This window comes from Streptomyces phyllanthi (assembly GCF_009377205.1).
Lineage (GTDB): Bacteria > Actinomycetota > Actinomycetes > Streptomycetales > Streptomycetaceae > Streptomyces > Streptomyces phyllanthi.
In genome coordinates, this window is the sequence record NZ_VJZE01000274.1 from 1 (window position 1) to 12,297 (window position 12,297).

The following is a 12,297-nucleotide window of genomic DNA, read 5'->3' on the forward strand; positions in this document are numbered from 1 at the left end:
GGTGGCGGCGGCTGTGGTCTCGGTGAGGCCGTAGCCCTCGTAGATGATGATCCCCGCCGCGTAGAAGAAGAGGTTGAGATCGCGGTCGAGCGGGGAGCCGCCGCTGATGGCGTAGCGCATACGGCCACCGAGCTCGCCCCGGATTCGGCGGTAGACCAGCATGTCGTACAGGGCCCAGGCGGCCTGGAGACCGGGGCCCGGCCCCTTTCCCCTGTCGAGGAACTTGTCGAGGGACGCCTCCCCGAAGCGCACCCCGATGCGGTGTGCGCGGTCGAAGGAGGCGCCGCGGCCGATGCGTTCAGCGGTGGCGCGGCCGGTGTTGTGGATCTTCTCGAAGAGATACGGGACGCCGACCAGGAAGGTGGGGCGGAACTCCTTGAGCGCGGGCCGGAGTTCGTCGGGCTTGATGCTCGGCCAGTGGCCCAGCTCGATACGGGCCATGACGCACGCGATCTGGATCGTACGGCCGAGGATGTGCGCGAGCGGCAGGAACAGGAGGGTGGAGGCGATCTGGCCGCTGACCGCCTTGAAGACGGGGTGGAGCAGTTCGACCGTGTTGGCGGCCTCCGCGTGGAGATTGGCGTGGGTGAGCACGCAGCCCTTCGGCCGACCCGTGGTACCGGAGGTGTAGCAGATGGTCGCGATCGTGTCGGGGGTGAGGACCCCACGGCGCTTGGTGACCTCCTCGTCGGGGATCTCGCGTCCGAGCGCGGCGAGTTCGGGCAGCGCGCCGCCCGCCGCGTCAGCGGATGATGCCGGCGTCAGCTGCCAGCAGCGCGGGGGCTCGGCGTGGTCGGCCGTGCCGGTGCGGACGGCCTCCGCGTTCTCGGAGGTCTCCACGACCATGAAGCGGGCGCCCGAGTCCCTGACGATCCACTCGATCTGCTCGGGTGAGGAGGTGGCGTAGATGGGGACGGTCTGTCCGCCCGCCGCCCAGATCGCGAAGTCGAGGACCGTCCACTCGTAGCGTGTGCGGGACATCACCGCGACGCGGTCGCCCGGTTCGAGGCCGGCCGCGATCAGCCCCTTGGCGGTGGCGGTGACCTCGCGGGCGAAGTCGGCGGCCGAGACGGGGTGCCAGGTGCCGGCCTCGTGGCGGCGCAGCACCACGGCCTCGGGGTCCTCGGACGCGTTGGTGAAGGGCAGGTCGGCGATGCTGCCGGTCGTCGCCGGGCGCGCGAGGGCAGGGGTGCGCGCCTCGCGGACGACACCGTGCTCGTCGCGGATGACCTCGACCTTGACGCGGTCCGCCAGGTCACCGCGCTGCTTCGCCTGATTCAAGTCCTTGCGTACGCCCATGGCGGCTCCCGGTCGCGACATGCTGACGTCTGCCGTACATGTGGTGCTGACGGCTCTGCCGGTACTGATTACCGGTGAGTCAACTTACCGGTGCGTAGGGGATTTTCAATGGGTTCCACTCATTTCTCCCAAACGCTGCAGGCAGGGCGGCAGACGGTGGTGCCGCCGGTGCCCGCTGCCGGTTTCACTCGGGGTCGGTGCCGCCCTCGACCGGTACGCCCCGGTCCGCCGCCTCGATCATGTTCGTGAGGTCCCGCAGTTGCCGGTCCTCGCGGTGGTCCGCCAACTCCTCGGCATGGTCGGCGAGTCGCCGGAGCGTGGGCCTGCCCGGGATCCCGGGCACGCGGCCGTCTCCGCCGCGGAGGGCGTCGGCGAAGTACGCGGCGACGGCGGCCACCCGGAGGCCGTCGGGTGAGGTCCACAGGTCGTCGTGGAGGGCCCGGGCCTCCAGGTCGCCCGACTCCTCGTGCGGGGTCCGGGTGTCCGGGTCGAGCCAGCGGACGGTCGCCGTGGCCAGATGGCCCAAGGCGCCGGGCCGGGTGCGTACGGCGTAGAGGGCGGTGACCGTGTGGCCGGGGCCGACCTCGCCGCCGTCGACGCGGTCGTCGCGGAAGTCCTCGTCGGCGACCTGGCGGTTGTCGTAGCCGATGAGACGGAACTCGGCGACGGTCTCCGGGTCGAACGCGACCTGGGCCTTGGCGTCACGGGCCGTCAGGTCGATGTTCCGCGGGAGTTCGGCGCTGAAGACCCTGCGGGCCTCGTCCTCGGTGGAGACGTACGTCGTGTGGCCGTCGCCCTTGTCGGCGAGGCGCTCCATCAGGGCGTCGCCGTAGTCGCTGCCCACGCCGACACCGAAGAGCGTGATGCCGTGTTCGCGGCGGGAGTCGGCGATGCGCTCGAGGATCGTGTCGGCGTCGGTGTCGCCGGTGTTGGCGAGTGCGTCGGAGAGGAGCACGACCCGGTTCGTGGCGCCCTCGCGCAGGCCCTCGACGGCCGTGGCGTACCCGGTCTCGACGCCCGCGCCGAGGTTGGTCGAGTCGGTGGGTTCCAGTTCGTCGACGGCGTCGTGGACGCGGTCGCGGTTGCCGCCGAGCCGGGTCATGGGCAGAACGGTCTCGGCGTCCCCGCTGAAGGTGACGATCGCCACCGAGTCGTCGTCGCGCAGGCGTTCCGTCATCACGCCGAGGGCGTCCCGGACCAGGTCGAGGCGGCCCGGTTCGGCCATGGAACCGGAGACGTCGATCACGAAGGTGAGGGCGGCGGGCGGGCGTTCGCCCTCGGCCTCGTTCGGCCGGGTGGCGAGGCCGACGCGAACGAGGGACCAGTCCTCTTCGTCCGTACGGGCGCCGTCGACGGTCACCGAGAAGCCGTTGCCGTCGGGGCGTTCGTAGTCCTGGCGGAAGCTGTTGACGAACTCCTCGGGGCGGATGGTCGACGGGTCGGGCCGGCCGCCGTCGGCGAGGGTGCGGCGCGCGTAGGCGTACGAGGCGGTGTCCACGTCGAGCGCGAACGTGGAGAGGTAGTCGGGGGACGGGGCGATCTCACGGGAGTCATGGCCCTGGCTGTCGCGCTGTTCGCCCGTGCCCTGGCTGTCGGCCGGGGCGGGCGCGGGTGCCGGGGCGTAGCCCTTGCCCCTGTTCGCCTCGTCCGCCGAGTAGCCGTGACCGCCACTGCCCCCCGCGCCGCACCCCGTGAGCAGCAGACCGCCCGCCGCGGTGAGTGCCAGCAGCCCGGCGCGCAGTCGTCGTGCTCGGTACCGGTTCGTCATCCGTGCCCCCTTGGTCCGTTGACGTCGATGTCTGTGACTGTGACGTCGGAGGGGGCCGGGATGTGCGCTACCGGATGTTGCGGATGGATTGCGAAGCGGCCACGGCGGGCGGTCGTCGAGACCGGTAGGTGATCCTCCGTTGACCTACGAGACCACGTCCTTCCGCGCGAAACCGCGGAAGGCCAGGGCGAACAGGACCAGCGCGTACGTTACGGAGACGGACACGCCCTGGATCATCTCGTCCCACTGGAGTTGGGGCTGGACGGCGTCGGTCCAGGCGTACTGCCAGTGGGCGGGGACGAAGTCGCGCCAGTCGCCGAGGGCCGTCACCTCGTCGAGCACGCTGCCGATGATGGTCAGACCCACCGCGCCGCCGACCGCGCCCAGCGGCGCGTCCGTCTTGGTGGAGAGCCAGAACGCGAGGGCCGCGGTGACCAGTTGGGAGACGAAGATGTACGCCACGACGATCAGCAGGCGCTGGGCGGCCGTGCCCGTGGACAGCGTGCCGCCGACGGGGAGTTGCAGGGGCCCCCAGCCGTACGCCGCGGTGCCGACGATGAGCGCGACGACCGGCAGCAGCACCATGGCGGCCAGGCTGAGGGTTACTCCGACGACGAGCTTGGACCACAGCAGCCGGGCGCGGGGCACGGGCGCCGCCAGCAGATAGCGCAGCGACGACCAACTCGCCTCCGAGGCCACCGTGTCCCCGAAGAACAGCGCCACGGGGATGACGAGGAGGAAGCCCGCGGAGACGAACAGGTTCACCGCCGCGAAGTTCGCCCCGGACGCCGTGGCGGCGTCCATCAGGTTCACCCGGTTGTTGCCCTGCCCCGGTTCGCCGCCGACCTGAAAGGCGACGAGCAGGACGACGGGCAGGGCGGCCAGGATCCCGAACATGACCATCGTGCGGCGTCGCTTCAACTGCCGTACGAGCTCGACGCGCAGCGGCAGGGTCCGCCCCGCCCGGTAGCCGGAGGCCACCTCACGCGACTCGGTGAGTGTGCTCATCCGGAACCTCCGATCAGGGTCAGGAAGGCGTCCTCCAGGCGGCGGTGGGGGCCGAGGGACGCGACGGGGACTTCCAGCCGTACGAGTTCGACGAGAAGCCGGGCGGCGGCCGCCGAGTGCTCGGGTGCGCCGGGTGAACCCGCGCTCGCGGGCTCCTCCTTGGTGACCGTGGCGACGGCCGCGCCCTGCGCGGGTGCCTCGGCGGCACCCGTGGACGCGTGTTCGCGCTCGGTCGTCACCGCGGTGGCCTCCGTGCCGGAGAGCGCGCCCGTGCCGGTGTCGGTCGCCGACGGCACGAGCCGCACCAGCAGGCCGCCCTCCGTCCGTACCGCCGACTCCACGTCCGGCAGGTCCGCCACCTTGTCCACCACCGGGTCGGCGATGTCGCCGGCCAGGCCGACGAGCAGGGTGTCGCCCCCGCCGACGATGTCGGCGACGGCGCCCGCCTGGACCAGTTGACCGCGGTCCATGACCACCAGGTGCGTGCAGGACTGCTCGACCTCGGCCAGCAGATGGCTGGAGACGATGACCGTGCGGCCGGCCGCCGCGTAACGGATGATCACCTCGCGCATCTCGCGGATCTGTGGCGGGTCGAGCCCGTTGGTGGGCTCGTCGAGGATGAGCAGGTCCGGGAGGCCGAGCATGGCCTGGGCGATGGCGAGGCGCTGGCGCATGCCCTGCGAGTAGGTGCGGACCGCGCGGGCCAGGGCGTCGCCGAGGCCCGCGATCTCCAGGGCCTCGTCCAGGTGGGCGTCCTCGGGCGGGCGGCCCGTGGCCTTCCAGTACAGCTCCAGGTTCTCGCGGCCCGAGAGGTGCGGGAGGAAGCCCGCGCCCTCGACGAAGGAACCGACGCGGGACAGCACCGGGGAGCCCGGCCGGATCGCGTGGCCGAAGACGCGGATCTCGCCGCCGTCCGGCTTGATCAGGCCCATCAGCATGCGCAGGGTCGTCGTCTTGCCCGCGCCGTTCGGCCCGAGGAGGCCGAGCACCTGGCCCTTCTCCACGCGGAAGGAGAGATCCTTGACCGCGTACCGGTCGGACGACTTCGCGTACCGCTTACTCAGGCCGGTGATCTGGAGCGGGACCTCGGCCAGCTCCGGGTCGGGGGCGGGGGTGGCGGTCCGGCGGCGGCCCGTCAGCACCAGCAGGGCGGCGATCAGCGCACCGGCGATCGGCATCCACCAGACCCAGGCGGGCAGCGGCGTGGCCGCCGAGTCCTCGCCCATGGACGACGGGACCCGCAGGTCACCCTGGTCGCCCTTCAGGGAGACCGTGTACTTCGCCGGGGCGGTCGGGGAGGCGTACCCGAGGTCCGTCGAGGAGACGACGAGACGCAGCCGGTGGCCGTCGTCCACCTCGTGGTCGATCGCCGGGAGGGTGATCTTCACGTCCTTGCCGGCCTTGGCGCCCTCCACCCTGACGGGCTGGACCAGCTGGGAGGGCAGCGTCGGCTGGGTGCCGTCCGGGCCGACGTCGTAGAGCTTCGCGAAGAGCACCGCGTCCTCGCTGGTCGACTTCACATGGACCGTGACCGTCGGCGAGCCGGTGATCTGCAGGTCCTCCACGAAGGGCGCCGACTCGAACGCGGCGAACTGGCCCGGGAAGTCGATGGACAGGCTGAGCCCCACCGAGGAGAGCTGGGAGAGGCCGCCGCCGACGCCGGGCAGGGCCGAGATGGAGGGCGGGTTGGCCCCGGCGGGGTTGTCGAAGGTCTGCTCGCGGCCGGTCAGGGCGACCGGGCGCATCCCGCTCGCCAGGCCCGGGTAGGTGTCCGAGCTCGTGCCGGTCAGCGGCACGGTGCCGTCGTTCCCTGCGCGGCCGGACTCGCGTGAGACACGGAAGGCGGGGCCGGTGTCGACGCCCGTCTCGTCCTTGAGGTAGCGGTCGAACCACGCCTCGACCCTCGCCTGTACGCGAGCGGCCTCCATGTCGCCGCCGTCGTGCCCGCCCGCGATCCAGTCGACGTCCACGGGGGCGCCGTTGGCGCGGATCGCCTTGGCCGCGGCGTCCGCCTGGCCGAGCGGGAAGAGGGAGTCGGTCCGGCCCTGCATCAGGAGCGTGGGCACCTTGATGCGGTCGCCCACGGCGGAGGGGCTGCGCTCGTCCAGGAGCTTCACGGCCTCCGCGTCCGGGTTGCCGGACTCGGCGACCCGGTCGTACATCTCACAGAGCCGCGCCTCGAACCGGTCGCAGCCGCCACCGGTGTTGATGAAGTAGCCGGCCCACATCTTCTTGAACACGCCGTTCGGGAACAGCGCGTCCGACAGGTTCCAGTACGTGATCGCGGGGGCTATCGCGTCCACCCGCTGGTCGTACCCGGCGGTCAGCAGCGAGACCGCGCCGCCGTACGAGGGGCCGGCGAGGCCCACGCGCGGGTCGCCACTCTTGTCGAGCTCGACCTCGGGGCGCTCGGCCAGCCAGTCGATGAGCCGGGAGACGTCGGCGACCTCGCCCTTGGGGTCGTTGAGCCCGATCTTCCCCGTCGACTCGCCGAAGCCGCGTGCCGACCAGGTCAGTACCGCGTATCCGTCGCGGGCGAGGTCCTCCGCCTGCTGCCGTACGTCTTTCTTGCTGCCGCCGAAGCCGTGGGCGAGCAGCACGGCCGGGCGGCGGCCCGACCCCGCGGTGAAGTACGAGGTGTCGATCCTCACCCCGCCGCCCATGGCCATTACCTTGTCGGCCCTGTGCACGGCCGGTACGTCGTCCGAGGCGACGGCCGTCCACACACCGGCGCCGGCGAGCACGGCGACGGCGGCGGTCGCAGCCGTCGCCGCCCAGCGCCGTGGGCCTCGCAATGCGGGCAGTCGAAGATCCATGCGTCAACGGTAAGGGCACCCTCGGACAGCGCATGCCACCGCCGGACTGAACCCCGGGCCCTCCCAGAGGAGTACAAGCCCTGGTCACGTACAGCAGGCGCGGTATGCGAGGGCCCGCGGAACGTGGCACAACTGACAGTCAACCGACAGAAAAGTGAGTGCGAAGCGGGGCCCGGATACGAGCGGTGCCCCGCTCTTCGGACGAGGAGCGGGGCACCGGTCGTACTACGCGTCGTACGGCGCGCTCAGTGGTTGCGCGGGAACCCGAGGTCCACGCCCGCCGGCGCCTCCGACGGGTCGGGCCAGCGGGTGGTGACGACCTTGCCGCGGGTGTAGAAGTGCGTGCCGTCGTTGCCGTAGATGTGGTGGTCGCCGAAGAGGGAGTCCTTCCAGCCGCCGAAGGAGTGGTAGCCCACGGGGACCGGGATCGGGACGTTCACGCCGACCATGCCCGCCTCGATCTCCAGCTGGAAGCGGCGGGCGGCGCCGCCGTCCCGCGTGAAGATCGCGGTGCCGTTGCCGAACGGCGAGGCGTTGATGAGGTCGACGCCCTCCTCGTACGTGTCCACGCGCAGCACACACAGCACCGGGCCGAAGATCTCGTCCCGGTACGCCTTGGCCGTGGTCGGCACCCTGTCGAGCAGCGAGATGCCGATCCAGTGGCCGTCCTCATGGCCTTCCACCGTGAAGCCGGTGCCGTCCAGGACCACCTCGGCGCCCTCCGCCGCCGCGCCCGTCACGTACGAGGCGACCTTGTCGCGGTGCGCTGCGGTGATCAGCGGGCCCATCTCGGACGCCGGGTCGTTGCCCGGGCCGATCTTGATCTTCTCGGCGCGCTCGCGGATCTTCTCCACCAGCTCGTCGCCGACCGAACCGACCGCCACGACGGCCGAGATGGCCATGCAGCGCTCGCCCGCCGAGCCGTAGGCCGCGGACACCGCCGCGTCGGCGGCCGCGTCCAGGTCGGCGTCCGGGAGCACCAGCATGTGGTTCTTGGCGCCGCCCAGGGCCTGCACGCGCTTGCCGTTGGCGGAGGCCGTGGTGTGGATGTAGCGGGCGATGGGGGTCGAGCCGACGAAGGAGACCGCCTTCACGTCCGGGTGCTCCAGCAGCCGGTCCACGGCCACCTTGTCGCCGTGCACGACGTTGAACACGCCGTCCGGCAGCCCTGCCTCGGCCAGCAGCCGGGCGAGCTTCAGCGACGCCGACGGGTCCTTCTCACTCGGCTTCAGCACGAACGTGTTGCCGCACGCGATGGCCAGCGGGAACATCCACATCGGCACCATGGCCGGGAAGTTGAACGGCGTGATGCCGGCCACCACACCCAGCGGCTGGCGGATCGACGAGACGTCCACACGGCTCGCCACCTGCGTGGACAGCTCGCCCTTCAGCTGCACGCTGATCCCGCAGGCCAGATCGACGATCTCCAGGCCGCGCGCCACCTCGCCCAGCGCGTCGCCGTGCACCTTGCCGTGCTCGGCGGTGATCAGCTCGGCGAGCTCGTCGCGGTGGGCGTCCAGCAGCGCGCGGAACTTGAAGAGGATCGAGGTCCGCTGGGCCAGGGACGAGTGCCGCCAGGTCGCGAACGCCTCCTTGGCCGCCGCGACCGCCGCGTCCACCTCGTCCACGCTCGCGAAGGCGACCCTGGTGGTCACGGCGCCGGTCGCCGGGTCGGTGACCGCCCCGTACGTGCCCGACGCGCCCGCTGCGTTTTCGACGGGCTTGCCGCCGATCCAGTGGTTGACGATCTTCGTCATGCCCGAGAACTCCTTCACAGATGGCGGCGCCGGGTGGAGACGTGCCGGTCGTACAGCTCGCGCGCCTTGACCGCCGACGATCGGGTCGCGGTCTCGGCCACGGGTACATCCCACCAGGCCTGGGCCGGGGGCGGGCCCGACACTGTGTCTGCCGTTTGGGTCTCCACGTAGACACAAGTGGGGGTGTCGGCGGCCCGCGCCTCGGCGAGGGCCGTCCTCAGGTCCCGTACGGTCTTCGCCCGCAGCACCCGCATGCCGAGGCTGGCCGCGTTCGCGGCGAGGTCGACGGGCAGCGGCGGGCCCGTGAACGTGCCGTCGTCGGACCGGTGGCGGTACGCGGTGCCGAACCGCTCGCCGCCCACGGTCTCGGAGAGGCCGCCGATGGACGCGTACCCGTGGTTCTGGATGATCAGCACCTTGATGGGGACGTTCTCCTGCACGGCCGTCACGATCTCGGTCGGCATCATCAGATACGTCCCGTCGCCGACCAGCGCCCACACCGGGCGCCCGGGCTCGGCCATGAGCACCCCGATCGCGGCGGGGATCTCGTAGCCCATGCACGAGTAGCCGTACTCCAGGTGGTACTGGTCCCGCGACCGTGCCCGCCACAGTTTGTGCAGGTCGCCGGGGAGGGAGCCGGCCGCGTTGATGAGGATGTCCTCCTCGGTGACGATCTCGTCGAGCAGGCCGAGGACCTGCGGCTGGGTGGGCCGGGTGTCGGGCTCGTCGCACTCGTAGCAGGCGTCGACGCGATGCTCCCAGCGCTGCTTGTCGTCGGTGTACTCGCTCGCGTAGGCGTCGGTGACCCGGTGGTCGTGGAGTTCGAGTGCCTCGGTGAGCGCCTCCAGGCCCGCGCGCGCGTCGGCGATGAGCGGCAGCCCGGCGAGCTTGTGGCCGTCGAAGGGCGCGATGTTGAGGTTGAGGAAGCGGACCTCGGGGTTCGTGAAGAGGGTGCCGGAGGCGGTGGTGAAGTCCGTGTAGCGGGTGCCCACGCCGATCACCAGGTCGGCGGTGCGGGCGAGTTCGTCGGCCGTGGCGGTGCCGGTGTGGCCGATGCCGCCGACGTCCTGCGGGTGGTCGTACCGCAGGGAGCCCTTGCCGGCCTGTGTCGAGGCGACGGGGATGCGGGTGGCGTCGGCGAGTTCGGCGAGGGCCTCCTCGGCGCGGCTGTGGTGGACGCCGCCGCCCGCGACGATCAGCGGGCGCCGGGCGTCCCGGATCGCCCGGACCGCGGCGGCCAGTTCGCCCGCGTCCGCCGCCGGGCGGCGCACGGTCCAGGTCCGCTCGGCGAAGAACTCCTCCGGCCAGTCGAAGCCTTCCGCCTGCACGTCCTGCGGGAGGGCCAGGGTCACGGCGCCGGTGTCGACCGGGTCGGTCAGTACGCGCATCGCCTGGAGGGCGGCCGGGATCAGGGCCTCGGGGCGGGTGATCCGGTCGAAGTACTTCGACACCGGGCGCAGGCAGTCGTTGACGGACACGTCGCCGGCGTACGGGACTTCGAGCTGCTGGAGCACCGGGTCGGCCGGGCGGGTGGCGAAAATGTCGCCGGGCAGGAGCAGCACCGGCAGGTGGTTGATCGTGGCGAGGGCGGCGCCGGTGACGAGGTTGGTCGCGCCGGGTCCGATGGACGTCGTCACGGCGTGCGTGGACAGGCGGTTCGACTGGCGCGCGTAGCCGACCGCCGCGTGCACCATGGCCTGTTCGTTACGGCCCTGGTGGTACGGCATCCCGTCGGCGTACTCGAGGAGCGCCTGCCCGAGTCCGGCGACGTTGCCGTGGCCGAAGATGCCCCAGGTGGCGCCGATCAGCCGCTGCCGCTCGCCGTCCCGTTCCGTGTACTGGGCGGCCAGGAACCGCACCAGCGCCTGCGCGACCGTCAGCCTCGTCGTCGAGGTCATCGGTATCCCTCTGTGCTCTCTACGTGTTCCGGATGGAAGCAGATCCGCCACTGCGGTACGGCTCCGCCGCGCCCACGTCTCAATGGTCCGCCTGGGTGTCGGGGACCTCCGGCGCGGGGCCGTAGCGGGCGGGGAGTCGTCGCTCGCACTTCGCTCCTGCCAAAGCAAAGCGGCCTCCCGCGCCGGAGGCGATCTGGGCCCGGGCGTCGCGGGGCGCGTACACGAAGTCGGCGACTCCGTCGAACGCGCCTTCACCGCCCGGGATTTGGAACTCTTCGTCCTCGACGCGCACCGTACAGGCGCGCAGGCGCTCCGCTCGGAGAGCCGCTTCGAGGCCGCGGGTCGTCCGTGGCCGACCGCGCCATGCGGCTGAGCGGCACGGCGTCGCGGGCCCGTGCGCCCTTCGGCGGAACCGTTCGAGGGACACGTCGACGGGGGCGTGGGTGTTGTGGGTGGTGTTGGTGGTGTGGGTGGTCACAGGACGGTCCCCGCGGTCATGGTCTTCGTCGGGTGTGACACGGCCTCCGTCCCGGGCGTGTTCAGGTGCGGGGTGGCCCCTGTCCGGGGTGTGTTCAGGTGCGGCGTGGCCCCCGTCCGGGGCGGGTACAGGTCCGCTCCGGACCGTCCCGTCGTGATCAGGTCGTACGCCATCGAGTTCCCTTCGGCCGGGCCCGCACGGGACCGGAACGCGTCCCACGTCCGGTCCCGTGCCCCAAGGTCTAGTCCCGTCCGTGGACCCCTGTCAATATTTTGTCCAGACATACGGACCAGGGCTTGACACGGTTCACCGGCGCCCGCACGCTGACGGCCATGACGTCGTTGTCACCTCAGTCCTCACTTTCCCGCATCCGGGTCGGTTCGGCTCCCGACTCCTGGGGTGTCTGGTTCCCCGACGACCCTCAGCAGGTCCCCTGGCAGCGCTTCCTCGACGAGGTCGCGGCGTCCGGTTACGAGTGGATCGAGCTGGGGCCGTACGGCTATCTGCCGACCGATCCGGCCGTGCTCGCCGAGGAGACGGCGAAGCGTGGCCTGAAGGTGTCGGCGGGCACGGTGTTCACGGGGCTGCACCACGGTCCTGACGTGTGGGAGTCGACGTGGGCGCATGTCTCGGACATCGCTGCCCTGACGCAGGCGATGGGGGCGTCCCATCTGGTCGTCATCCCCTCCTTCTGGCGGGACGACAAGACGGGCGAGGTGCTGGAGCCGGACACGCTGACGGTCGAGCAGTGGCGGCACCTGACGCAGCTGACGGAGCGGTTGGGGCGGGAGGTGCGGGAGCGGTACGGGTTGAAGATCGTGATGCACCCGCACGCGGACACGCACATCGACAGCGAGGAGAACGTCGCCCGGTTCCTCGACGGTACGGAGTCGTCTGTCGTGTCGCTGTGTCTGGACACGGGGCACTACGCGTACTGCGGGGGTGACAGCGTCAAGCTGATCGAGACGTACGGGGAGCGGATCGGGTATCTGCACCTCAAGCAGGTGGATCCGGAGATCCTCGCGGAGGTGCGGGCGAACGGGATTCCGTTCGGGCCGGCCGTGGCGAAGGGCGTGATGTGCGAGCCGCCCGCGGGGGTGCCGGCGCTGGAGCCTGTGCTGGCCGCCGCGCAGAAGCTGGATGTGGATCTGTTCGCGATCGTGGAGCAGGACATGTATCCGTGTGAGGCGGATCGGCCGTTGCCTATTGCTCAGCGTACGAGGGCGTTCCTGAGGTCCTGCGGAGCGTAGGCGCTCCGCTTGGGGCGGGGGGT

At 71.4% G+C, this 12,297-nt stretch carries 7 protein-coding genes and 1 pseudogene; 1 reads left to right on the forward strand and 7 read right to left on the reverse strand.

Features of this window, described 5'->3' with window-relative positions; translation table 11 throughout:
- From FNH04_RS29855 to FNH04_RS29885, 7 genes and pseudogenes are all read right to left on the reverse strand, one after another.
- Positions 1–1,299, reverse strand: a 1,299-nt coding sequence (locus tag FNH04_RS29855; protein ID WP_152788892.1) for an AMP-dependent synthetase/ligase, incomplete at its 3' end; no start/stop codon positions are given.
- Positions 1,300–1,483: 184 nt separating this feature from the next.
- The gene (locus FNH04_RS29860) at positions 1,484–3,067 is read right to left on the reverse strand and encodes a vWA domain-containing protein (protein ID WP_152788893.1); all 1,584 of its coding nucleotides are present in this window, start codon (positions 3,065–3,067) and stop codon (positions 1,484–1,486) included.
- 144 nt (positions 3,068–3,211) lie between these two features.
- On the reverse strand, positions 3,212–4,075 hold the full coding sequence (locus tag FNH04_RS29865) for an ABC transporter permease (protein ID WP_152788894.1): 864 nt from the start codon (positions 4,073–4,075) through the stop codon (positions 3,212–3,214).
- The gene (locus FNH04_RS29870) at positions 4,072–6,891 is read right to left on the reverse strand and encodes an alpha/beta fold hydrolase (RefSeq protein WP_152788895.1); all 2,820 of its coding nucleotides are present in this window, start codon (positions 6,889–6,891) and stop codon (positions 4,072–4,074) included. The genes FNH04_RS29865 and FNH04_RS29870 overlap by 4 nt, the downstream gene beginning before the upstream one ends.
- A gap of 245 nt (positions 6,892–7,136) precedes the next feature.
- Positions 7,137–8,648, reverse strand: a complete 1,512-nt coding sequence (gene mmsA / locus FNH04_RS29875) for a CoA-acylating methylmalonate-semialdehyde dehydrogenase (protein WP_152788896.1) — start codon at positions 8,646–8,648, stop codon at positions 7,137–7,139.
- A gap of 14 nt (positions 8,649–8,662) precedes the next feature.
- A complete protein-coding gene (gene iolD, locus FNH04_RS29880) occupies positions 8,663–10,546 on the reverse strand; it encodes a 3D-(3,5/4)-trihydroxycyclohexane-1,2-dione acylhydrolase (decyclizing) (RefSeq protein WP_152788897.1) in 1,884 nt (627 codons plus the stop codon).
- A 100-nt stretch (positions 10,547–10,646) separates the two neighbouring features.
- Positions 10,647–10,844: pseudogene (locus FNH04_RS29885) on the reverse strand (5-deoxy-glucuronate isomerase); the annotation flags it as partial.
- Between the two features lie 512 nt (positions 10,845–11,356).
- Between FNH04_RS29885 and FNH04_RS29890 the strand changes: the two are divergent.
- Positions 11,357–12,274, forward strand: a complete 918-nt coding sequence (locus tag FNH04_RS29890; protein WP_152788898.1) for a sugar phosphate isomerase/epimerase family protein — start codon at positions 11,357–11,359, stop codon at positions 12,272–12,274.
- The last annotated feature ends 23 nt before the right edge of the window (positions 12,275–12,297 follow it).